23 protein-coding genes are annotated in these 20,607 nt (G+C 67.9%); 12 read left to right on the top strand and 11 right to left on the bottom strand.

Going from position 1 to position 20,607, the window contains the following annotated elements; all coding sequences use genetic code 11:
* Window positions 1–12: 12 nt before the first annotated feature.
* Window positions 13–1,257, bottom strand: coding sequence for a cytochrome P450 (locus AC5Y4Q_RS00485; RefSeq protein WP_064922085.1), 1,245 nt, complete (start codon window positions 1,255–1,257; stop codon window positions 13–15).
* A 118-nt stretch (window positions 1,258–1,375) separates the two neighbouring features.
* On the opposite strand from AC5Y4Q_RS00485, the gene AC5Y4Q_RS00480 reads away from it, so the two are divergent.
* The 3 genes from AC5Y4Q_RS00480 (at window position 1,376) to AC5Y4Q_RS00470 (ending at window position 3,406) form a co-directional block, all read left to right on the top strand.
* On the top strand, window positions 1,376–2,527 hold the full coding sequence (locus tag AC5Y4Q_RS00480; RefSeq protein WP_064922086.1) for a steroid 3-ketoacyl-CoA thiolase: 1,152 nt from the start codon (window positions 1,376–1,378) through the stop codon (window positions 2,525–2,527).
* Window positions 2,528–2,917 carry a DUF8021 domain-containing protein gene (locus tag AC5Y4Q_RS00475; RefSeq protein WP_064922087.1) on the top strand — a complete coding sequence of 130 codons (390 nt, stop codon included), beginning with the start codon at window positions 2,528–2,530 and terminating at the stop codon, window positions 2,915–2,917.
* 72 nt (window positions 2,918–2,989) lie between these two features.
* On the top strand, window positions 2,990–3,406 hold the full coding sequence (locus AC5Y4Q_RS00470; protein ID WP_125224937.1) for a nitroreductase family deazaflavin-dependent oxidoreductase: 417 nt from the start codon (window positions 2,990–2,992) through the stop codon (window positions 3,404–3,406).
* 22 nt (window positions 3,407–3,428) lie between these two features.
* On the opposite strand, the gene AC5Y4Q_RS00465 is transcribed toward AC5Y4Q_RS00470, so the two are convergent.
* Both AC5Y4Q_RS00465 and AC5Y4Q_RS00460 read right to left on the bottom strand, forming a co-directional pair.
* Window positions 3,429–4,334, bottom strand: a complete 906-nt coding sequence (locus AC5Y4Q_RS00465; RefSeq protein WP_125224932.1) for an SDR family oxidoreductase — start codon at window positions 4,332–4,334, stop codon at window positions 3,429–3,431.
* Between the two features lie 29 nt (window positions 4,335–4,363).
* The gene (locus tag AC5Y4Q_RS00460; protein ID WP_125224931.1) at window positions 4,364–5,128 is read right to left on the bottom strand and encodes an SDR family oxidoreductase; all 765 of its coding nucleotides are present in this window, start codon (window positions 5,126–5,128) and stop codon (window positions 4,364–4,366) included.
* Window positions 5,129–5,198: 70 nt separating this feature from the next.
* Here AC5Y4Q_RS00460 and echA20 point away from each other — a divergent pair, with 70 nt between their 5' ends.
* Genes echA20 through ipdC form a run of 4 tightly spaced genes read left to right on the top strand, consistent with a single transcriptional unit; the run spans window position 5,199 to window position 8,648 of the window.
* On the top strand, window positions 5,199–5,957 hold the full coding sequence (gene echA20, locus AC5Y4Q_RS00455) for a (7aS)-7a-methyl-1,5-dioxo-2,3,5,6,7,7a-hexahydro-1H-indene-carboxyl-CoA hydrolase (RefSeq protein ID WP_064922091.1): 759 nt from the start codon (window positions 5,199–5,201) through the stop codon (window positions 5,955–5,957).
* The gene (ipdA, locus tag AC5Y4Q_RS00450) at window positions 5,954–6,832 is read left to right on the top strand and encodes a cholesterol ring-cleaving hydrolase subunit IpdA (RefSeq protein WP_064922092.1); all 879 of its coding nucleotides are present in this window, start codon (window positions 5,954–5,956) and stop codon (window positions 6,830–6,832) included. The genes echA20 and ipdA overlap by 4 nt, the downstream gene beginning before the upstream one ends.
* Entirely contained in the window at window positions 6,829–7,581 is a 753-nt protein-coding gene (ipdB, locus tag AC5Y4Q_RS00445; protein ID WP_064922093.1) for a cholesterol ring-cleaving hydrolase subunit IpdB, read from the top strand. Before ipdA ends, ipdB begins: the two co-directional genes overlap by 4 nt.
* Window positions 7,578–8,648 carry a (3aS,4S,5R,7aS)-5-hydroxy-7a-methyl-1-oxo-octahydro-1H-indene-4-carboxyl-CoA dehydrogenase gene (ipdC, locus tag AC5Y4Q_RS00440; protein WP_064922094.1) on the top strand — a complete coding sequence of 357 codons (1,071 nt, stop codon included), beginning with the start codon at window positions 7,578–7,580 and terminating at the stop codon, window positions 8,646–8,648. Before ipdB ends, ipdC begins: the two co-directional genes overlap by 4 nt.
* Before the next feature lie 15 nt (window positions 8,649–8,663).
* On the opposite strand, the gene AC5Y4Q_RS00435 is transcribed toward ipdC, so the two are convergent.
* From AC5Y4Q_RS00435 to AC5Y4Q_RS00425, 3 genes are all read right to left on the bottom strand, one after another.
* A complete protein-coding gene (locus AC5Y4Q_RS00435) occupies window positions 8,664–9,581 on the bottom strand; it encodes an endonuclease domain-containing protein (protein WP_064922095.1) in 918 nt (305 codons plus the stop codon).
* Between the two features lie 126 nt (window positions 9,582–9,707).
* Window positions 9,708–10,094, bottom strand: a complete 387-nt coding sequence (locus AC5Y4Q_RS00430) for a VOC family protein (protein WP_328589401.1) — start codon at window positions 10,092–10,094, stop codon at window positions 9,708–9,710.
* Between the two features lie 21 nt (window positions 10,095–10,115).
* The gene (locus AC5Y4Q_RS00425; RefSeq protein ID WP_064922115.1) at window positions 10,116–10,802 is read right to left on the bottom strand and encodes a DUF899 domain-containing protein; all 687 of its coding nucleotides are present in this window, start codon (window positions 10,800–10,802) and stop codon (window positions 10,116–10,118) included.
* Between the two features lie 82 nt (window positions 10,803–10,884).
* On the opposite strand from AC5Y4Q_RS00425, the gene AC5Y4Q_RS00420 reads away from it, so the two are divergent.
* Window positions 10,885–11,550 carry a TetR/AcrR family transcriptional regulator gene (locus AC5Y4Q_RS00420; protein WP_125224929.1) on the top strand — a complete coding sequence of 222 codons (666 nt, stop codon included), beginning with the start codon at window positions 10,885–10,887 and terminating at the stop codon, window positions 11,548–11,550.
* 10 nt (window positions 11,551–11,560) lie between these two features.
* Here AC5Y4Q_RS00420 and AC5Y4Q_RS00415 read toward each other — a convergent pair whose 3' ends face one another.
* The 5 genes from AC5Y4Q_RS00415 to ipdE1 are packed head-to-tail and all read right to left on the bottom strand — an operon-like array spanning window position 11,561 to window position 15,946.
* Window positions 11,561–12,217 carry a TetR/AcrR family transcriptional regulator gene (locus tag AC5Y4Q_RS00415; protein ID WP_234786540.1) on the bottom strand — a complete coding sequence of 219 codons (657 nt, stop codon included), beginning with the start codon at window positions 12,215–12,217 and terminating at the stop codon, window positions 11,561–11,563.
* A gap of 23 nt (window positions 12,218–12,240) precedes the next feature.
* Window positions 12,241–13,407 carry a steroid 3-ketoacyl-CoA thiolase FadA6 gene (gene fadA6, locus AC5Y4Q_RS00410; protein ID WP_064922116.1) on the bottom strand — a complete coding sequence of 389 codons (1,167 nt, stop codon included), beginning with the start codon at window positions 13,405–13,407 and terminating at the stop codon, window positions 12,241–12,243.
* The gene (gene kstR2 / locus AC5Y4Q_RS00405; RefSeq protein ID WP_064922099.1) at window positions 13,400–13,996 is read right to left on the bottom strand and encodes a TetR family transcriptional regulator KstR2; all 597 of its coding nucleotides are present in this window, start codon (window positions 13,994–13,996) and stop codon (window positions 13,400–13,402) included. Before kstR2 ends, fadA6 begins: the two co-directional genes overlap by 8 nt.
* A gap of 4 nt (window positions 13,997–14,000) precedes the next feature.
* Window positions 14,001–14,801, bottom strand: coding sequence for a (5R,7aS)-5-hydroxy-7a-methyl-1-oxo-2,3,5,6,7,7a-hexahydro-1H-indene-carboxyl-CoA reductase (ipdF, locus tag AC5Y4Q_RS00400; RefSeq protein WP_064922100.1), 801 nt, complete (start codon window positions 14,799–14,801; stop codon window positions 14,001–14,003).
* Complete coding sequence (gene ipdE1 / locus AC5Y4Q_RS00395) at window positions 14,798–15,946, bottom strand: acyl-CoA dehydrogenase IpdE1 (RefSeq protein ID WP_125224928.1); 1,149 nt, start codon at window positions 15,944–15,946, stop codon at window positions 14,798–14,800. The genes ipdF and ipdE1 overlap by 4 nt, the downstream gene beginning before the upstream one ends.
* Window positions 15,947–16,007: 61 nt before the next feature.
* Between ipdE1 and fadD3 the strand changes: the two genes are divergently transcribed.
* Genes fadD3 through ipdE2 form a run of 4 tightly spaced genes read left to right on the top strand, consistent with a single transcriptional unit; the run spans window position 16,008 to window position 20,602 of the window.
* Window positions 16,008–17,558 carry a 3-((3aS,4S,7aS)-7a-methyl-1,5-dioxo-octahydro-1H-inden-4-yl)propanoate--CoA ligase FadD3 gene (gene fadD3, locus AC5Y4Q_RS00390; RefSeq protein WP_499957507.1) on the top strand — a complete coding sequence of 517 codons (1,551 nt, stop codon included), beginning with the start codon at window positions 16,008–16,010 and terminating at the stop codon, window positions 17,556–17,558.
* Window positions 17,559–18,692, top strand: coding sequence for an acyl-CoA dehydrogenase family protein (locus AC5Y4Q_RS00385; RefSeq protein WP_499957505.1), 1,134 nt, complete (start codon window positions 17,559–17,561; stop codon window positions 18,690–18,692).
* The gene (locus tag AC5Y4Q_RS00380) at window positions 18,689–19,654 is read left to right on the top strand and encodes an acyl-CoA dehydrogenase family protein (RefSeq protein WP_125224926.1); all 966 of its coding nucleotides are present in this window, start codon (window positions 18,689–18,691) and stop codon (window positions 19,652–19,654) included. The genes AC5Y4Q_RS00385 and AC5Y4Q_RS00380 overlap by 4 nt, the downstream gene beginning before the upstream one ends.
* Window positions 19,655–20,602 (top strand): acyl-CoA dehydrogenase IpdE2, encoded by a 948-nt coding sequence (ipdE2, locus tag AC5Y4Q_RS00375; RefSeq protein WP_064922105.1) that lies wholly within the window; start codon window positions 19,655–19,657, stop codon window positions 20,600–20,602. It begins immediately after the preceding gene.
* The last annotated feature ends 5 nt before the right edge of the window (window positions 20,603–20,607 follow it).

Here is a 20,607-nt window from a genome sequence, read left to right as displayed (position 1 = left end):
TCGTTCGGTGGTTCAGGCGGACTTGCCGGTGTAGTCGACCTGCCAGTGCTTGATCCCGTTGAGCCAGCCCGAACGCAGGCGTTCCGGGGCGGCCAGGGGCTTGAGGTTGGGAATCTGGTCGGCGATGGCGTTGAACATCAGGTTCACCGACATCCGGGCCAGGTGGGTGCCGATGCAGTAGTGCGCGCCGGTGCCGCCGAAGCCGACGTGCGGGTTGGGGTCCCGCAGGATGTTGAACTGCTGCGGGTCGTCGAAGACCTCGGGGTCGAAGTTGGCGGCGCGGTAGAACATCACCACCCGCTGGCCCTTCTTGATCTTCACCCCGGACAGCTCGTAATCGCGGGTGGCGGTGCGCTGGAACGACGTCACCGGGGTGGCCCACCGCACCACCTCGTCGGCGGTGGTCTCCGGGCGCTCGGACTTGAACAGCTCCCACTGCTCGGGGAACTCGGTGAACGCCATCATCCCCTGGGTGATCGAGTTACGCGTGGTCTCGCTGCCGGCCACCGCCAGCAGAATGATGAAGAACCCCAGCTCGTCGTCGTTGAGCTTCTCGCCGTCGATGTCCGCCTCGATCAACGTGGTGACGATGTCCTGGCCGGGGTTCTGCCGCTTCATCTCGGCCAGCTGCAGCCCGTAGGAGATGATCTCCATCGACGAGGTCTTCGGGTCGTAGTGGGCGTACTCCGGGTCGTCGTAGGACGTCATCTGGTTGGTCCAGTTGAACAACTTGCCGCGGTCCTCCTGCGGCACCCCCATCAGGCCGGCGATCGCCTGCAGCGGCAGCTCGGAGGCCACCTCCACCACGAAGTCACCGGTGCCCTTGGCGGCGGCCTCCTTGGCGATGGCCTGGGCGCGCTCCTGCAGTTCGTCGTGCAGCGGCAGGATGTGGCGGGGGGTGAAACCACGCGAGACGATCCGGCGCAGCCGGGTGTGCCGGGGCGCGTCCTGGTTGAGCATCAGCAGCCGGCCGACGTCGATGTTCTCCCGTTCGATGTCGTCGTTGTAGCGCGGGATGGCCCCATTGATCTCGCTGGAGAAGACGTCGTCGAGCCGGGACACCTCTTTGACGTCGTGGTGGCTGGTGATCGCCCAGTAGCCACCGTCTTTGAATCCGCCACTCTTGTCGTCCGGCTGCTCGATCCAGGTGATCGGGGCGGCGGCCCGCACTTGGGCGAACTCCGCATCCGGGAGCCGTTCGGCGTAGATCTCCGGGTCAGTGAAGTCGAACCCCGGCGGTAGTTTGATACTCGACATCGACGGACTCCCAAATGCAACGCGTTCTAGTAGCAGTAAAACATGGCCTCACCATAGACCAAAGGCGTCTTCACATCGTCGCTTGTCAGACTGTTGAAACGTGTTCTAGCCTGGCCGCATGGGTAAACCTGTCATCGTCGAAGCCACTCGTAGCCCCATCGGTAAACGTAACGGCTGGCTCTCCGGCCTGCACGCCACCGAACTGCTCGGGGCGGTGCAAAAGGCCCTGGTCACCAAGGCCGGTATCGACCCGGGCAGCGTCGAGCAGGTCATCAGCGGCTGCGTCACCCAGTACGGCGAGCAGGCCAACAACGTCGCCCGGCAGTCCTGGCTGATCGCGGGTCTGCCCGAGCACGTCGGCGCCACCAGCATCGACTGCCAGTGCGGCAGCGCGCAACAGGCCAACCACCTGATAGCCGGCCTGATCGCAACCGGCGCCATCGACATCGGCATCGCTTGCGGCATCGAGGCGATGAGCCGGGTGGGCCTGGGCGAGAACGGCGGCGGCGCCCGGGCGGCGTCCTGGGACATCGACCTGCCCAACCAGTTCGAGGCCGCCGAGCGGATCGCCAAGCGCCGCGGCATCACCCGCGCCGACGTGGACGCGTTCGGGTTGCGCTCGCAGCAGCTGGCCAAGCAGGCCTGGGCCGAGGGCCGGTTCGACCGGGAAATCTCCCCGATCGAGGCGCCGGTGATCGACGAGAACAAGCAGCCCACCGCCGAGTGGAACACCGTCAGCCGCGACCAGGGGCTGCGTGACACCACGCTCGAGGGGCTGGCCAAGCTGAACCCGGTGCTCGAGGGCGGCATCCACACCGCCGGCACGTCGTCGCAGATCTCCGACGGGGCGGCCGCGGTGCTGTGGATGGACGAAGACAAGGCCAAGGCGCTGGGCCTCAAGCCGCGCGCCCGGATCGTCAGCCAGGCCCTGGTCGGCGCCGAGCCCTACTACCACCTGGACGGCCCGGTGCAGTCCACCGCCAAGGTGCTGGAGAAGGCCGGCATGAAGATGGGAGACATCGACCTGGTCGAGATCAACGAGGCGTTCGCCTCGGTGGTGCTGTCCTGGGCCGCGGTACACAACCCGGACATGGATCGGGTCAACGTCAACGGCGGGGCGATCGCGCTGGGCCACCCGGTGGGTTCCACCGGCAGCCGGCTGATCACCACCGCGCTGCATGAGCTGGAGCGCACCGACTCCTCGACCGCGTTGATCACCATGTGTGCCGGCGGCGCGCTGTCCACCGGCACCATCATCGAGCGGATCTAAATGGCCCCCGTGCCAGAGACCGACCGCATCGCGGCCGCCCAGGCCTACATCGACGCGCTGGTCAGCCACGACGCCTCCGCGGTCCGGTTCTCCCCCGACTGCGTCCGCATCGAGGTCGGACTCAAGACCGGATTTTCCGGAAACCACTTGCGCCGCAGCCTCAATCGTGGGCCGCAGTTCCGGCTGATCTCGGCCGCCACTTTGCCGAAGTACAGCATCGACGGTGACGAGGTGCGCGCGGTCTACGACATCATCACCAAGCCGTCGCTGTTCGGCCGACGGATCTGCTCGCATGTCGACGAGGTCTTCGTCATTCCCGCCGACAGCCCCGACGGCACCGCCGTCATTCACCACATCCGGGCCGGGATCAAGCCGTTCGTGCAACGTTAGGGTGGTGCCGTGGAGACACCAGAGAAGCCGAAGTCGCTGGACTCACCGGTCACCGGCACCATCATCAAGTGGATGTCCCGGGCCAACACCTGGGCCTACAAGGCCACCGGCGGCCGGATCGGCGGCAAGTGGCGGCTGGGCACCAAGCATTTCGGGGAGGTCCCCGAAGTCGGGATCCTCACCACCACCGGGCGCAAGACCGGTCAGCCCCGTGAGTCCCCGTTGCTGTTCCTGCGCGAAGGCGACCGGGTGATCCTGGTGGCGTCGCAGGGCGGGCGCGCCACCAACCCGATGTGGTACCTGAACCTGAAGGCGAACCCGCAGGTGTCGTTCCGGATCCGCAACGAGGTGCTGACGTTGCGCGCCCGCGACGCCAGTGAGTCCGAGCGGGCCGCCTACTGGCCGAAGCTCGACGCGATGTATCCCGACTTCGTCAACTACCGCGCCTGGACCGACCGGGAGATCCCGATCGTCATCTGCGAGCCCTGATCCGCTATCGGGCCGGCCGGGGCTAAGCCCCGTAAACCGGCACCGGCTTGCGCGCCTTGGCCAGCAGATCGGTGACGACCGGCCCCAGCTCGGCGGGATCCCAGCGGGCGCCCTTGTCGGCCTGCGGGCCGTGCGCCCAGCCCTCGGCGACGCGGATCTTGCCGCCCTCGACCTCGAACACCTTGCCGGTGACGTCTTTGGATTCCACGCTGCCCAGCCACACCACCAGCGGGCTCACGTTCTCTGGGGCCATCGCGTCGAAGGCCTGGTCCTGGGTGTTCATCATGTCGGCGAACACGGTCTCGGTCATCCGGGTGCGCGCCGACGGGGCGATCGCGTTGACGGTGACGCCGTAGCGGCCCATCTCCGCAGAGGCGACCAGGGTCATCGCGGCGATACCGGCCTTGGCGGCGCTGTAGTTGGCCTGCCCGACGCTGCCCTGCAGGCCAGCCCCGGAACTGGTGTTGATGATCCGGGCGTCCACCGTCTCGCCGGCCTTGGACTTGGCCCGCCAATAGGCGGCGGCGTGCCGCATGGTGGCGAAGTGCCCCTTGAGGTGCACGGCGACGACGGCGTCGAACTCCTCTTCGCTGGTGTTGGCGAACATCCGGTCCCGGACGATGCCGGCGTTGTTGACCAGCACGTCCAGCCCACCGAAGGCGTCGACCGCGGTCTGGATCAACTGCTCGGCCTGGGCCCAGTCGGCCACGTTGGAGCCGTTGGCGACGGCTTCCCCCCCGGCGGCTTTGATCTCATCGACCACGGCCTGGGCGGCGCTGCCCCCACCGGCCGGTGACCCGTCGAGGCCGACGCCGATGTCGTTGACCACCACCCGGGCGCCCTCGGCGGCGAACGCCAGCGCGTGCGCCCGCCCGATTCCGCCGCCGGCTCCGGTGACGATGACCACGCGGCCGTCGAGAAGTCCCATCAGTGCTGTCTCCTTTTTTTGGGGTCGACTTACTTGTTCGCGCTGGATGCGTCGAGGTAGGCGGGGTTCTCGCCGCCACCGTGCACGGTAAGGCTGGCGCCAGTGACATAGGAAGCCAGATCGGAACTCAAAAATGCGGCTGTCCAACCGATTTCGGAGGGCTTGGCCAACCGGCCCAACGGCACGGTGGCGCCGACCGCGGCCACCGATTCGGCGTCGCCGTAGAACAGCTCGGACTGCTCGGTCTCGACCATGCCGACGACGATCGAGTTGATCCGCACCTTCGGCGCCCATTCGACGGCCAACGATGTGGTCAGGCTGTCCACCCCGGCCTTGGCCGCGCCGTAGGCCGCGGTGCCCGGTGACGGCCGACGGCCGCTGACACTGGTGATGTTGACGATCGAGCCCCCGCCGTCCTGGGTCTGCATGACCGCGTTGGCGTGCGTGGACACCAGCAGGGCACTGAGCAGATTCAGTTCGATGATCTTGCGACTGAAGTTGGCCGACGCATCGGCGGCAAATGCGAACGGGGACCCGCCGGCATTGTTGACCACGACGTCGATCCGGCCGTGGGTGGCCACGACCGCCTCGATCAGTCCCCGGACCGCGTCGTCGTCGCGCACGTCGCAGGCGTGGAACTCGTACGGCAGGCCCTCCACCGGGCGCCGGGCGCAGGTCACCACCGTCGTTCCCTGATCGGCGAAGACGGCGCTGATACCGGCGCCCACGCCGCGCACCCCGCCGGTCACCAGGACCACCTTGCCGGTCAAACCGAGGTTGATGGCGTCACGCATTGTGCTAGCGTACCAAGCAAGTGCTTGCTCAGGTACTGATGGCCCCCGACACGACAGGGAAAACCCGCCAATGCCGATCACATCCAAGACCGTCGAGCCCGGGATCGTCGCGGTCACCGTCGACTTCCCGCCCGTCAACGCGCTGCCGTCCCGAGCCTGGTTCGAGCTGGGTGACGTCATCACCGCCGCCGGCAACGACATGTCCACCCACGCGGTGATCCTGCGTGCCGAGGGCCGCGGCTTCAACGCCGGCGTGGACATCAAGGAGATGCAGCACACCGAGGGCTTCACCGCCCTGATCGACGCCAACCGCGGCTGCTTCGCCGCCTTCAAGGCCGTCTACGAGTGCGCGGTGCCGGTGATCGCCGCGGTCAATGGCTTCTGCGTCGGCGGCGGGATCGGCCTGGTCGGAAACGCCGACGTGATCGTGGCTTCCGACGACGCCAAGTTCGGCCTGCCGGAGGTGGAACGCGGCGCGCTGGGTGCGGCCACCCACCTGTCCCGGCTGGTGCCGCAGCACATGATGCGCCGGTTGTTCTACACCGCGGCCACCGTGGACGCGGCCACCTTGCACCAGTACGGCTCGGTGCACGAGGTGGTGCCGCGCGCCGAGCTCGACGAATCCGCCCTGCGGGTGGCCCGCGACATCGCCGCCAAGGACACCCGGGTGATCCGGGCCGCCAAAGAGGCGCTCAACCTCATCGACGTGCAGAAGGTCAACTCCAGCTACCGGATGGAGCAGGGCTTCACCTTCGAGCTCAACCTCGCCGGCGTCGCCGACGAACACCGCGACGCGTTCGCCGGTACCGAGAAGGGCGCCAAGAAATGAGCAAGCTGACCACACTCGACGACGCCGTCGCCGAGCTGCGCGACGGCATGACCATCGGCATCGGTGGCTGGGGGTCGCGGCGTAAGCCGATGGCGTTCGTCCGCGCCATCCTGCGCACCGACGTCAAGGACCTGACCGTGGTGACCTACGGCGGGCCGGATCTGGGGCTGCTGTGCTCGGCGGGCAAGGTGCGCCGGGCCTACTACGGCTTCGTCTCGCTGGACTCGCCGCCGTTCTACGACCCGTGGTTCGCGCGCGCCCGCACCACCGGCGCCATCGAGGCCCGCGAGATGGACGAGGGCATGCTGCGCTGCGGGCTGCAGGCCGCGGCCCAGCGGCTGCCGTTCCTGCCGATCCGGGCCGGTCTGGGCAGCTCGGTGATCGACTTCTGGGAGGGCGAGCTCAAGACCGTCACCTCGCCGTATCCCGTTGAGGGCGGCCACGAGACCCTGGTCGCGATGCCGGCGCTGAACCTGGACGCCGCGTTCGTGCACATGAACATCGGCGATGAGCGCGGCAACGCCGCCTACACCGGGATCGACCCGTACTTCGACGACCTGTTCTTGATGTCGGCGCAGCGCCGGTTCCTGTCGGTGGAGAAGATCGTGTCCACCGAGGAACTGATGGCCGCATCGATCCCGCAGACCCAGATCATCAACCGGATGATGGTCGATCGCGTGGTGGAGGCACCCAACGGAGCCCACTTCACCATTGGCGCAGCCGATTACGGCCGCGACGAGAAGTTCCAGCGGCACTACGCCGAGGCCGCCAAGTCCGACGAGACCTGGGCGGAGTTCAAGGCCACCTATCTGTCCGGTAGCGAAGACGACTACCAGGCGGCGGTTAAGGCATTCGGAGCGGAGGCCCAAGCATGACCGACTCACCCACTCGCGCCGAGATCTGCGCGGTCGCCTGTGCCGAGCTGTTCCGCGACGCCGGCGAGATCATGGCCTCACCCATGGCTACGGTGCCCTCGGTCGGCGCCCGGCTGGCCCGCCTGACCTTCTCCCCCGACCTGGTGCTCACCGACGGGGAGGCTCGCATCCTGGCCGACACCCCGGCGATCGGCAAGGTCGGGCCGCTGGAAGGCTGGATGCCGTTCAACCGGGTCTTCGAGACCCTGTCGTGGGGCCGGCGCCATGTGATCATGGGCGCCAACCAGATTGACCGCTACGGCAATCAGAACCTGAGCGCGTTCGGTCCGCTGCAGCAGCCCACCCGGCAGATGTTCGGGGTCCGCGGCGCCCCCGGCAACACCATCAACCACACCACCAGCTACTGGGTGGGCGCGCACTCGTCGCGGGTGTTCTGCGAGGCCGTCGACATCGTCTCCGGCATCGGCTACGACAAGGTCGACCCGGCCAACCCCGCGTTCCGGTTCTTCAACCTGGGTGGGGTGGTGACCAACCTCGGGGTGTTCGACTTCGGCGGCCCTTCGCATCAGATGCGCGCCGTCTCGCTGCACCCCGGCGTCACCGCCGACGAGGTCGCCGAGAACACCTCCTTCGAGGTGCACGGGCTGGCCGAGGCCGCCACGACCCGGCTGCCGGAGGTCGAGGAACTGCGGTTGATCCGTGAGGTCATCGACCCGAAATCGCTGCGGGACAAAGAAGTCCGGGCATGAGTCGGCTGAAGACCCCGCTGACCACACTGGTCGGCATCGAACATCCCGTCGTGCAGACCGGGATGGGCTGGGTGGCCGGCGCCCGATTGGTTTCGGCCACCGCCAACGCCGGCGGGCTGGGCATCCTGGCCTCGGCGACCATGACCATCGACGAACTGGCCGCTGCCATTTCGAAGGTCAAGGCCGCCACCGACAAGCCGTTCGGCGTCAACATCCGCGCCGACGCCTCCGACGCCGGCGACCGGGTGGATCTGATGATCCGCGAAGGCGTCAAGGTGGCGTCGTTCGCGCTGGCGCCCAAGGCCGAGCTGATCGCCAAGCTCAAAGAGGCCGGCTCGGTGGTGATCCCGTCGGTCGGTGCGGCCAAGCACGCCAAGAAGGTGGCGTCCTGGGGCGCCGACGCGGTGATCGTGCAGGGCGGCGAGGGCGGCGGGCACACCGGCCCGGTCGCCACCACGCTGCTGCTGCCGTCGGTGCTTGACGCCGTCGCCGGTACCGGGGTTCAGGTGATCGCCGCCGGCGGGTTCTTCGACGGCCGCGGCCTGGCCGCCGCGCTGTCTTACGGTGCGACCGGCGTCGCGATGGGCACCCGGTTCCTGCTCACCTCGGATTCGACCGTTCCGGACGCGGTCAAGCAGCGCTACCTTGCTGCGGATTTGAGCGGCACCGTCGTCTCGACCCGGGTCGACGGCATGCCGCACCGGGTGCTGCGTACCGAACTGGTGGAGAAGCTCGAAAGCGGTTCGCGGGCACGCGGTTTCAGCGCCGCCATCCGCAACGCGGCGAAGTTCAAGAAGATGTCGGGCATGTCGTGGCCGACCATGGTGCGGGACGGCCTGGCGATGCGACACGGCAAGGAACTCACCTGGTCACAGGTGCTGATGGCCGCCAACACCCCGATGCTCTTGAAGGCAGGCCTGGTAGAAGGCAACACCGAAGCCGGCGTGCTGGCCTCGGGCCAAGTCGCCGGCATCCTCGACAACCTGCCGTCGTGCGCGGAGCTGATCAGCTCGATCGTCGACGAAGCGGTCACCCACCTGCAGTCGGCCTCCTCGCTGATCACCTAACCTCGAGTCGGAATCTCACGACGCGACACGCGGTGGGTGCGTCACGAGATTCCGATTCGCGCCCCGGCCGGGCCATCCGGCCACGCGCATCGCGTCTTGCACCCGGGCGATCAACGTCGCCCGCCGGTAGCGCAGCAGCTCCGCGCTGACGCGGATGATCACCCAGCCGAGCTCGGCCAGCGCTGCCTGACGATCAATGTCTCGCTGCCGTTGCTTCGGGTCGGTCCAGTGCTGCGGGCCGTCGTACTCGATGCCGACCCTCAATTCCCGATACCCCATATCGAGCCGGCCCACGAATTCGCCGAACCCGTCATGGACCACGATCTGGGTCTCCGGCCACGGCAAGCCGGCGTCGATCAGCGCCAGCCGGGTACGGCTCTCCTGGGGCGACTCCGACCCGCTGTCGACCAGCGGCAGGATTCTCCGTAGCCCGTTGACACCACGGGCGCCGGGATGCGCGGCGATGACGGCCTCAACTTCAGCGATCCCGATGCCGGTGGCGTTGGCCAGCGCATCGAGGCGCTGCACGCCGGTCACCCGCGACCGCGTTCGGCGTCCGATGTCGAAAGCAGTCCGCGCTGCGGTGGTGACCGCAATGTCGTCGACGGTCGTCAACTCGCCGGGCTTGAGAACCTCATTGTGCGCGACAAGCTTCGGCGGCGCCTTCTGGTTGTCGTGGACCAGTTCAGCGGGCAGTGCTGCGTCCACCCACTTCGAGCCCAGCAGCGCCGCAGCGGAGTTACCCGCCACCACGCCGCGCCGCCGCGACCACAGCCACGCCGCCGTCGCGCGCTGCCGCGCGGTCAGCTCGATGCCCCACGGAACGTAGACGCCCGGGTAGACCGGCTGGTACAGCGTCCGCATCGTCCGCTCGGGAATGAGCCTGTCGGCCAATGCCTCGGGTCCCAGGAACGGCCAATCCAATTCGTCCACAGCCGAAGCGTGGCAGTCGGCGATAGCCGGTGCCGACACTTATCCACAGAGCCCGAGTCGGAATCTCACGACGCGACACGCTGTGGTGGCGTCGCGAGATTCCGACTCGAAGCAAAGGCCGTCGGGCTAGACCTCGACCACCATCAGGGTGTGCCCACTCGGGTCGCGGAAGAAGAACATCGGCGGGACCGGCGCCCCCATCCGGGCCACCTGTGCGTCGACGTCGACCCCGAGTTCACGCATCGCGGTGTGGGTGGCGTCGATATCGTCGGTGGTCAGCGTGATGCCCGTTTCCATCGGCACCACCGGCACGCCCTCTTGCGGCGGAGCCAGCGCGATACCGGTCGAGCCCTCGGGCGGGTAGACCTCGATCCACCGGTAGCCGCCGCCGAACTCCTCGTCGGTGCGCTTCTCAAAGCCAAGCGACTCGTAGAACACAACCGCCTTGTCCTGTTCGGGCGTCGCCACGCATACCAGGTTGATCGTCTTCAGGCCGATCTTGGTGGGACTCATCATGCTCCTTCTGGGTTGGGATTACTCGGTACCGTATGCTTGGGCGATCTCCGCAGAGCCCGCCCAGCGGCTGAAGGTGGGATACTGCGGCCAGCCGTCCGGAGATTCCTGCCATACCTCCTGGCGCCCGTAGGGCAGGACGTCCAGCAGGCCGAACACGTGGCCGAGCTGTTCGCAGCCCCGGCCGGTCGTGTGCCAGGTGCGATACACCGTGTCGCCATGGCGCAGAAAGACATTCAGTGCGAACTGGCCACCCGGCGGGGCGCCGACGTCGGCGCCGAACGGACTTCCGGCGGTGCTGTACCAGTCCATCCGGTTGCCGACCCGACGCTTGTAGGCGAGCGCTTCATCGATCGGGCCCTGGGTGACGATGACGAACCGTGCGTCGTAGTCGGCCAAAAACTCCAACCGGGTGAACTGCGAGGTGAACCCGGTACATCCCGGACACTGCCACTCCTGGCCGGGAAACCACATGTGGTGGTAGACGATCAGCTGGTGTTTGCCGTCGAAGACATCGGCCAGCCGCACCGGCCCGTTCTCGCCTTCGAGTACGTAGTCGGCCATGGCGACCATCGGCAGCCGGCGACGTTGCGCCGCGATCGCATCGAGTTCACGGGTGGCCGCCTTCTCCCGGACCCGCAGCGCATCCAGCTCCCGCTGCCACGTCGATTGGTCCACCACCGGCGGCAACCCCAAAGTCGTCGACACGAAAGCCTCCCGCGGAATGTGTACGGCGTCTACATTGAGTATGTTGACACCGTACACTTCGACTCGAGGGGGCTGTCAAGAGGTGGCTGGAACAAAGGCCGGTTATCACCATGGCGATCTGTGCGCAGCACTGATCGACGCCGGCTTGCAGCTCACCCGAACCGGCGGCCCGGAGGCACTGACCATCCGGGAGGCGACCCGGCGCGCCGGGGTGTCCCCCAACGCCGCCTACCGTCACTTCGCGGACCGCGAGGCGCTGCTCAGCGCCGTGGCAACAGCCATCCAGGACCGGATGGCCGCGCGCATGTTCCCATCGGTGAACCGGCGCGGGTCGGCACAGACCCGCGCGCTCAATCAGCTACGCGCAGTGGGCTTGGGCTATATCGAGTTCGCACTGGACGAGCCGGGGTGGTTCGCCGTGGCGTTCTTCGGCGGTTCAGCGAGCCTCGACGGAGGAGAGGCGAAGCTGGGACCGCCGCACAAATCCAGCGGTTCCGACCTCAGCGCACTCGGCGACGATCGGGTTCCACCGCCGTTTCGCGCCCTGGTGGATGCCCTCGACGCGATGACCGATGCCGGTGTGCTGCAACCGAACCGGCGCGCCGGTGCGGAGTGGCCGTGCTGGTCGGCGGTACACGGATTCGCCGAGCTGGCGCTGCATGGACCGCTGCGGGGCACCAGCCGCCGCGAGTTGGAAGCCCTGGCCCGACGCACCGTCGACGACGTCATCTCCGGGCTGGTGCATTAGCCCGCGTTCGTCAGTCGGTGGTGCTCGGCAGGTGGATCCCGTTGCCGACCGCGAGCACGAACGAAGTCAGGTCGTGGGTGAGGTCATCGATCGACCGCGGCGGGTCGGTGTCATGCAGGAAGTCAGCGACGGTCTCGAAACAGCCCCCCACGGTGGCGACCGCCATCGCCCGGTAGTCGACGCTGTCACCGGAGCGCGCCTTGCTACGCCAGAACGCCTCGAGGAAATCCGCCGCCCACTTGCGGTTCGCTCGCCGTTGCGCCTCAACCCGTGGCGAGATGCCGGTGCACTCCCTAAACGCCACCACCGCCACCCGCGGGTCGTCGACCAGCGCGTGGGCAAACGCGGCGAGGACGCGGCGCACGGTCGCCTCTTCGGGCTCACCGGGGGCCGCCCGCTGAAGCTGCTCTTCGACTTGCCGCTCGATGCCTTCACCGATCCCGTTCATCAGCGCCAGGTAGCAGTCTTCCTTGCTGTCGAACAGTTCGTAGAACGCCTTGTTACCGACATAGGCGGTCTGGCAGATTTGCTCGATCGAGGTGTTGACGTAGCCGTCCCGCGCAAACAGATCGAACGCCGCCGCCAAGATCTGATCGCGACGCTGTGCGCGGCGCTGGTCGGCGTCCAGTCCCCGAATTCTGCGGCCGCCAGGTGTGGGCGTTGCCATGATCGCTCCCATGGCGGAGAATTTTAGCTGCCGAGCCGTTCGATGATGGTGACGTTGGCCGTACCGCCGCCCTCACACATCGTCTGCAACCCATACCGGCCGCCCGTTCGCTCCAGCTCATGCAGCATCGTGGTGAACAATTTGGCGCCGGTCGCCCCCAGCGGGTGACCCAACGCGATCGCCCCGCCATTGGGGTTGACCTTTGCCGGGTCGATCGGGAACTCCTTCATCCAGGCCTGGACCACCGGCGCGAACGCCTCGTTGATCTCCACCACATCAATGTCGTCGATGCTCAACCCGGTCTTCTCCAGCGCGTAGCGGGTGGCCGGGATCGGGCCGGTCAGCATGAACACCGGGTCGTCGCCCCGGGCACTGATGTGGTGGATGCGGGCCCGCGGCGTCAGGCCGTGATCGGACACCGCCTGCTGGGAAGCGAGCAGCACCGCGCTGGCGCCGTCGGAGATCTGGCTGGCCAGTGCAGCGGTGAGTCGGCCACCTTCGACCAGAGGCTTCAACCCGGCCATCTTCTCCAGGGTCGATTCCCGCGGTCCCTCGTCGACGCGGAACGTCACACCGTCGACATCGACCGGGATGATCTCTCTGTCGAAGCGGCCCTCGGCGATGGCGGTGAACGCCCGCTCGTGGCTCTGCAGGGCGAAGCGTTCCATCTCCTCGCGCGACAGATCCCACTTCTCGGCGATCATCTCGGCACCGCGGAACTGCGAGATCTCCTGCTCGCCATAGCGTTCCAGCCACTTCTTGGACTCATTGGTCGGCGAGGTGAAACCGAACTGCTCGCCGACGATCATCGCCGAGGAGATCGGCACCCAGCTCATGTTCTGCACCCCGCCGGCCAGAATCAGGTCCGCCGTGCGGGACATGATGGCCTGAGCGCCGAAGGAGATCGCCTGCTGGGACGAACCGCACTGCCGGTCGACGGTAACCCCGGGAACGGCTTCGGGGTAGCCGGCCGCCAGCCACGCCAGCCGGCCGATGTTGCCGGCCTGGCCACCGATCGCGTCCACACAACCCGCGATCACGTCGTCGACGGCCGCAGGGTCGACGCCGACCCGGTCCAGGAGGCCGCGGAACGCCAGCGCGCCCAGGTCGACCGGGTGCACCCCGGCCAGCGACCCGTTGCGCTTACCGACGGCGGTGCGGGCAGCGTCGATGACGTATGCCTCAGAGATTTGTGCGGCCATTTGGGACTCCTTCACTGATTCCACCCAGCACGATAGCGAGGTATTGTCTGCCGACCTGTTCGGCGGTGAGCGGTCCGCCGGGCTGATACCAGCGCACCGACACCCAGGTGGTGTCGCGGATGAAGCGGTAGACCAGGTCGAGGTCGAGGTCCGGGCGAAAGCATCCGGCCTCGACGCCCTGCTGCAGCACGTCGATCCACATCTTGCGCTGCTGACGATTGCGCTCGTCGACGTAGGCGAAGCGCTCCTGCGACGACAGCCGCTTGGCTTCGTCCTGGTAGATGACGACCTGGGCGTGCCGGTGCTCGATGGCGTCGAACGACGCCAGGAACAGCCCTTCCAGGCGCGCCAGCGGATCGGATTCGGTGTCGATGATCTGCTGGTAGCGCCCGAAAAGCCAGTCGAGAAAGTCGCGCAGCACCTCGTCGACCATCTCCTCTTTGGAGGAGAAGTGGTGATACAGGCTGCCGGACAGAATCCCGGCGGCGTCGGCGATGTCGCGCACCGTGGTGGCACGCAGGCCGCGCTCGGCGATCATCGCCGCAGCCAGGTTCAGGAGTTCGTCACGGCGCGTCATGGGATCACGGGTGCTGGCTGGAAACCGAGATGATCTCGCCGGTGAGGTAGCTGGAGTAGTCGCTGGCCAGGAACGCGATGGTGGTGGCGATCTCCCACGGCTCGGCGGCCCGGCCGAACGCCTCGCCCTCGGCGAGCCGGTCCAGCAGTTCTGCGGAGCTGGTCTTCTCCAGGAACTTGTGCCGGGCGATGGACGGCGAGACGGCATTGATGCGCACCCCGTACTCGACCGCCTCGATCGCGGAGCAGCGGGTCAGGGCCATCACGCCGGCCTTGGCTGCGGCGTAGTGAGACTGGGAATGCTGTGCGCGCCAACCCAATACGCTGGCGTTGTTGACGATGACCCCGCCGTGGTCGACGCCACGGAAGTAACGCAGGGCAGCCCGGGTCGCCCGCATCACCGAGTTCAGCGTCACGTTCAGGACGCGGTCCCACTCGTCGTCGGTCATGTCGATCACCGGGGTCTGCCCGCCCAGGCCGGCGTTGTTGACCAGCACGTCGAGTCGGCCCATCTTCGCCACGGCGTCGGTGAACAGCGCATCCACGGCGGCGGTGGAGGTGACGTCGCAGACCACCGCCTCCACCCGGCCCAGGCCGAGGGCGGCCAGTTCGTCGCGGGTCTCACCGAGCCGGCGTTCGTGATAGTCGGAGACGACGACGTCGGCGCCCTCGAGCAGCGCCCGCCGCGCGGTGGTGGAGCCGATACCGGTACCGGCCGCCGCGGTCACCAGCACCGTCTTGCCCGCTAATAGGCCATGCCCGGCAATCTCTTCCGGCGCCTTGGACAGATCCGTTGCCGAGCTCATCCCTTTGCCTCCCGGGGTAGGCCGAGAACCCGCTCGGCGATGATGTTGCGCTGAATTTCGTTCGACCCGCCGTAGATGGTATCGGAGCGGGTGAACAGATAGAGCCGTTGCCACTCGTCGAACTCACCGTCGGCCAGCACCATCGAATCGCGCCCGATCACGTCCATGGCGAGCTCGCCCAGGTCGCGATGCCAGTTGGCCCACAACAGTTTCGAGACGTTGTCCTGGCCGGGCTGCTCGACGTCCATGGTGGCCATCGCGTAGGACCGCATCGCCCGCAGTCCGACCCAGGACCGGGCCAGCCGCTCACGGATCAGCGGGTCTTCGGCGGCGCCGTTGCGTGTCGCGAGTTCGGCCAGCGCGGAAAGCTCACGCGCATACCGGATCTGCTGGCCCAATGTCGACACGCCACGCTCGAAGGTGAGCGTGCCCATGGCGACCTTCCAACCGTCGCCGGGCTCCCCGACCACCAGGTCGGCATCGGTGACCGCGTCGTCGAAGAACACCTCGTTGAACTCCGAGGTGCCGGTCAGCTGCACGATCGGGCGGATTTCCACGCCGGGCTGATCCAGCGGCACCAGCAGGTACGACAGTCCGTTGTGCCGCTTGGAGCCCTTCGCGGTGCGGGCCACCACGAAGCACCACTGCGACAGGTGCGCCAGCGAGGTCCACACCTTCTGGCCGTTGATCACCCAGCGATCGCCGTCGAGCACCGCGGTGGTGGCCACATTGGCCAGGTCGCTGCCGGCGCCGGGCTCGGAGTAGCCCTGACACCACAGCTCGGTGACATTGCGGATGCCCGGCAGGAAACGCTGCTGCTGTTCGGCAGTGCCGAAGGCGATCAGCGTCGGCCCGAGCAGCTCCTCGCCGAGGTGATTGACCTTGTCCGGGGCGTCGGCGCGGGCGTACTCCTCGTAGAACGCCACCCGGTGGGCCACCGACAGTCCGCGTCCGCCGTGCTCCACCGGCCAGCCCAGGCAGGTCAGCCCGGCGTCGGCGAGATGGCGGTTCCACGCCATCCGCTCCTCGAAGGCCTCATGCTCGCGCCCAGGCCCGCCAAGGCCTTTGAGCTTGGCGAACTCCCCGACCAGGTTGTCGGCCAGCCATGCGCGGACCTCAGCCCTGAACTCCTCGACTGCTTGCACCCCTGTAGGCTAACCTACCAAGCACTTGCTCGGCTACGAGCCATCGAACCCAGGGAGCACTATGCCCAGCCAAGCGCGCACCACGCCCGCCGCGCTGGACCGCATCGCGGGTGCGCTCCCCGACCATGACGCGCTGATCGCCGAGGACAACCGGTTCACCTACGCCGAGCTGCGCGACGAGGTGCGCCGGGCCGCCGCCGCACTGATCGCGCTCGGCGTCGCCCCCGGCGAGCGGGTCGCATTGTGGTCGCCCAACACCTGGCATTGGGTGGTCGCCTGCCTGGGCACCCATTACGCCGGTGGCGTCCTGGTGCCGCTGAACACCCGCTACACCGCCTCGGAGGCCACCGACATCCTGGCCCGCAGCAAAGCCAAGGTGCTGCTCGGGATGGGCCGCTTCCTCAAGGCCGACCGCCTCGCCGAGCTCGACCGTGCCGAGCTGCCGGCGCTCGAGCATGTCGTCCGGATACCCGTGCAGGAAGGGGACGCGGCGGCGGCGGCATCCTGGGATGAGTTCATCGCCGCCGGGGCGTCGGTCTCCGATGACCAGATCGACGCGCGGGCTGCGTCCGTCGGCCCCGACGACCTGTCCGACATCCTGTTCACCTCGGGAACCACCGGCCGCAGCAAAGGCGTGCTCTGCGCGCACCGGCAGTCACTGGCCGGTCCGGCGGCGTGGGCGGCCTGCGGCCAGATGACCGCCGACGACCGCTACCTGTGCATCAACCCGTTCTTCCACAACTTCGGCTACAAGGCCGGGATCCTGGCCTGTCTGCAGACCGGGGCCACCTTGATCCCACAGCTGACTTTCGACCCGACCGACGCGTTGCGCGCCATCGAGGAGCACCAGATCACCGTGCTGCCTGGGCCGCCCACCATTTATCAGACCCTGCTGGATCACCCCGATCGTCAGCGCTATGACCTGAGCTCGCTGCGGTTCGCGGTCACCGGTGCGGCCACCGTCCCGGTCGTGCTGATCGAGCGGATGCAGACCGAGCTCGACATCGACATCGTGCTCACCGCATACGGTCTGACCGAGTCCGGCGGGTTCGCCACCATGTGCCGCGCCGACGACGACGCCGTCACCGTGGCCACCACGTGTGGGCGGCCGATCGCCGACTTCGAGCTGCGGATAGACGGTTCGGAAGCCGGGGAGGTGCTGCTGCGCAGCGCCAACATCATGCTCGGCTACCTCGACGACGCCGAGGCCACCGCCGCGGCCATCGACGCCGACGGGTGGCTGCACACCGGCGACGTCGGCACCGTCGACGCGGCGGGGAACCTGCGGATCACCGACCGGCTCAAGGACATGTACATCTCCGGCGGCTTCAACGTCTACCCCGCCGAGATCGAGCAGGTGCTGGCCCGCCTCGACGGGGTTGCCGACGTGGCGGTGATCGGGGTGCCCGACGAACGCCTTGGCGAAGTGGGACGGGCATTCATCGTGCGCCGGCCCGGGTCGGGCGAGGCCCTCGATGAACAAAGGGTGATCGCTTACGCCCGTGAACATCTGGCGAACTTCAAGGCACCGCGATCGGTGGTGTTCGCCGACTCCCTGCCGCGAAATCCCGGCGGCAAGGTGGTCAAGCATGAATTGAGAGAGTGGGCCTAGATGGACCTGACATTCGACGACGAGACCGAGGCCTTTCGCGCCGAGGTGCGTGACTTTTTGGCTGCGAACAAGGACAAGTTCCCTCTCCTGTCCTACGACACCGCCGAGGGTTTCGAGCAACACCGGCGGTGGGACAAGGTGCTGTACGACGCCGGGCTGTCGGTGATCGCCTGGCCGAAGCGCTACGGCGGGCGGGACGCCACCCTGCTGCAGTGGGTGGTGTTCGAGGAAGAGTATTTCCGCGCCGGGGCGCCCGGGCGGGCCAGCGCCAACGGCACCTCCATGCTGGCGCCGACGCTGTTCGCGCACGGCACCGAAGAACAGCTGGACCGGGTGCTGCCGAAGATGGCCAGCGGCGAAGAGATCTGGGCGCAGGCCTGGTCGGAGCCGGAGTCCGGCAGTGACCTCGCATCGCTGCGCTCGACGGCCACCAAGGTCGAAGGCGGCTGGAAACTCAACGGGCAGAAGATCTGGAGCTCGCGCGCCCCGTTCGGCGAGCGCGGCTTCGGGCTGTTCCGCTCCGACCCGGAGGCGCAGCGCCACCACGGGCTGACCTACTTCATGTTCGACCTCAATGCGCCCGGCATCACGGTGCGCGCCATCGAGCAGCTCGGCGGGGAGACCGGTTTCGGCGAGATCTTCCTCGACGACGTGTTCGTGCCGGACAACGACGTGATCGGCGTGCCGAACGAGGGCTGGCGCGCCGCGATGAGCACGTCGAGCAACGAGCGCGGCATGAGCCTGCGCAGCCCAGCCCGGTTCCTGGTGGGCGCCGAAAAGCTGGCGGCGCTGTGGAAGGAGCACGGCAGCGACCCGGCGTTCACCGATCGGGTCGCCGACGCCTGGATCAAGGCGCAGGCCTACCGCTTGCAGACGTTCGGCACCGTGACCCGACTGGCGGCCGGCGGTGAACTGGGCGCGGAGTCCTCGGTGACGAAGGTTTTCTGGTCCGAGCTGGACGTCGCGCTGCACCAGACCGGCCTGGACATCCGCGGCGCCGACGGCGAGCTGGCCGATGCCTGGACCCACGGCTACCTGTTCGCGCTCGGCGGCCCGATCTACGCCGGCACCAACGAGATTCAGCGCAATATCATCGCCGAGCGGCTGCTGGGCCTGCCCCGGGAGAAGAAATGAAATTCGATCTAGACCAAGAGCAGCGCGACTTCGCAGCCAGCATCGACGCTGCCCTCGGCGCCGCCGACGTACCCGGTGCGGTGCGCGCCTGGTCGGCCGGGAATACCGAGCCCGGCAAGCGGGTGTGGAGCCAGCTGGCCGAGCTGGGCGTCACCGCGCTGGCCGTGCCGGAGGAGTTCGACGGCATCGGCGCCCACCCGGTCGATCTGGTGCTGGCCATCGAAGCGCTGGGCCGCTGGTGTGTACCCGGGCCGGTGGTGGAATCCCTTGCGGTGGCACCGGTGCTGCTGGCCGGTGCCCCCGATGCCGCCGAGCGGCTGGCCGGGTTGGCCGCCGGGGAGCTGATCGCCACGGCGGCACTGCCGCCGCACGCCCCGCGGGCCGTCGACGCCCACGCCGCCGACCTCGTTCTACTGGCCGAGAACTCCCAGGCGGCCATCGCACAGATCGGCTCCGAGCACCGCTCGGTGGACCCGAGCCGCCGGGTGTTCGGCGTCACCGCGGCCGGCGACTCCTGGGAAGCGGACACCAGCCGCGCCTACGAGGTGGGCGCACTGGCCACCGCCGCGCAGCTGATCGGCGCCGGCCAGGCCATGCTGAATACGGCCGTCGACTACGCCAAGCAGCGCACTCAATTCGGCCGGGTGATCGGTGGCTACCAGGCGATCAAGCACAAACTGGCCGACGTGCACATCGCCCTGGAACTGGCCCGCCCGCTGGTGTACGGGGCGGCCTTGTCCCTGGCTGATGGCTCCGCCGACACCGCACGCGACGTCAGCGCGGCCAAGGTGGCCGCGTCCGATGCGGCATTGGCTGCCGCCCATTCCGCTTTGCAGACCCACGGTGCGATCGGCTTCACCAGCGAATGCGACCTGTCGCTGTGGCTGCTGCGCGTGCAGGCGCTGCGCCCCGCCTGGGGGGATGCGACCACCCATCGGCGGCGAGTGTTGGAGGCGATCTAAGTGGCCCACAACGAAGAACGCGAGCTGCTGCGCCAGACCGTCGCCGCGCTGGTCGACAAGCACGCCACCCCGGAAGCGGTCCGGACGGCGATGGAGTCCGAGCGCGGCTACGACGAGGCACTGTGGCAGCTGTTGTGCGAGCAGGTCGGTGCCGCCGCGCTGGTGGTGCCCGAGGAGCTCGGCGGGGCCGGTGGCCAACTAGCCGATGCCGCAGTGGTTCTCGAAGAGCTCGGGAAGGCACTGGTACCCACGCCGCTGCTGGGTACCGTGCTGGCCGAGCTGGCGCTGCTGGCCGCTGACGAGCCCGACGCCCAAGCCCTCGAGCAGCTAGCCGAAGGAGGGGCGATCGGGACGGTCGTCTTCGACGACGGTTATGCGGTCAACGGCGACCTCGCCGATATCGTTGTCGGCGCCCGGGACGGCCAATTGCAGCGCTGGACCGAATTCAGCGCTGAGCCGTTGACCACCATGGATCCGACCCGCCGGCTGGGCCGGATCACCGCCGCGCAGACCACCCCGATCGGAGCCGATCCGGGCATCGCCGACTACGCGGCGATCCTGCTGGCTGCCGAGCAGGTCGGCGCGGCCACCCGCTGCCTGGACCTGACCGTGCAGTACACCAAGGACCGGGTGCAGTTCGGCCGGCCGATCGGCAGCTTCCAGGCGCTCAAGCACCGTATGGCCGACCTGTACGTGGCGATCTCGGCCGCCCGCGCCGTCGTCGACGACGCCCTCACCGAGCCGTCGGCGACGTCGGCCGCACTGGCCAGAGTCGTTGCCAGCGAGGCGTTCTCCAAGGTGGCCGGCGAGGCGGTCCAGCTGCACGGCGGCATCGCGATCACCTGGGAAAGCGATATCCAGCTGTATTTCAAACGCGCGCACGGCAGTTCGCAGCTGCTCGGTCAGCCGGCCGAACACCTGCGCCGGTTAGAGGCCGAGGTTCTCTAAGGTCC

The organism is Mycobacterium sp. NGS16 (genome assembly GCF_059813225.1).
Note: the sequence above shows the minus strand (reverse complement) of the source record. Positions and strands in the feature narration are given on the sequence as shown.

What these genes read in the sequence shown, in the direction of transcription:
- ipdA (WP_064922092.1), top strand. Translation starts at nt 5,954, where the DNA reads ATGAGCAAGCTGACCACACTCGACGACGCCGTCGCCGAGCTGCGCGAC.
- ipdC (WP_064922094.1), top strand. Translation starts at nt 7,578, where the DNA reads ATGAGTCGGCTGAAGACCCCGCTGACCACACTGGTCGGCATCGAACAT.
- fadD3 (WP_499957507.1), top strand. Translation starts at nt 16,008, where the DNA reads ATGCCCAGCCAAGCGCGCACCACGCCCGCCGCGCTGGACCGCATCGCG.
- AC5Y4Q_RS00480 (WP_064922086.1), top strand. Translation starts at nt 1,376, where the DNA reads ATGGGTAAACCTGTCATCGTCGAAGCCACTCGTAGCCCCATCGGTAAA.
- AC5Y4Q_RS00460 (WP_125224931.1), bottom strand. Translation starts at nt 5,128, where the DNA reads ATGCGTGACGCCATCAACCTCGGTTTGACCGGCAAGGTGGTCCTGGTG.
- AC5Y4Q_RS00465 (WP_125224932.1), bottom strand. Translation starts at nt 4,334, where the DNA reads ATGGGACTTCTCGACGGCCGCGTGGTCATCGTCACCGGAGCCGGCGGC.
- AC5Y4Q_RS00485 (WP_064922085.1), bottom strand. Translation starts at nt 1,257, where the DNA reads ATGTCGAGTATCAAACTACCGCCGGGGTTCGACTTCACTGACCCGGAG.
- AC5Y4Q_RS00415 (WP_234786540.1), bottom strand. Translation starts at nt 12,217, where the DNA reads ATGGCAACGCCCACACCTGGCGGCCGCAGAATTCGGGGACTGGACGCC.
- AC5Y4Q_RS00380 (WP_125224926.1), top strand. Translation starts at nt 18,689, where the DNA reads ATGAAATTCGATCTAGACCAAGAGCAGCGCGACTTCGCAGCCAGCATC.
- echA20 (WP_064922091.1), top strand. Translation starts at nt 5,199, where the DNA reads ATGCCGATCACATCCAAGACCGTCGAGCCCGGGATCGTCGCGGTCACC.
- AC5Y4Q_RS00470 (WP_125224937.1), top strand. Translation starts at nt 2,990, where the DNA reads ATGTCCCGGGCCAACACCTGGGCCTACAAGGCCACCGGCGGCCGGATC.
- AC5Y4Q_RS00430 (WP_328589401.1), bottom strand. Translation starts at nt 10,094, where the DNA reads ATGAGTCCCACCAAGATCGGCCTGAAGACGATCAACCTGGTATGCGTG.
- AC5Y4Q_RS00385 (WP_499957505.1), top strand. Translation starts at nt 17,559, where the DNA reads ATGGACCTGACATTCGACGACGAGACCGAGGCCTTTCGCGCCGAGGTG.
- ipdB (WP_064922093.1), top strand. Translation starts at nt 6,829, where the DNA reads ATGACCGACTCACCCACTCGCGCCGAGATCTGCGCGGTCGCCTGTGCC.
- ipdF (WP_064922100.1), bottom strand. Translation starts at nt 14,801, where the DNA reads ATGAGCTCGGCAACGGATCTGTCCAAGGCGCCGGAAGAGATTGCCGGG.
- kstR2 (WP_064922099.1), bottom strand. Translation starts at nt 13,996, where the DNA reads ATGACGCGCCGTGACGAACTCCTGAACCTGGCTGCGGCGATGATCGCC.
- AC5Y4Q_RS00475 (WP_064922087.1), top strand. Translation starts at nt 2,528, where the DNA reads ATGGCCCCCGTGCCAGAGACCGACCGCATCGCGGCCGCCCAGGCCTAC.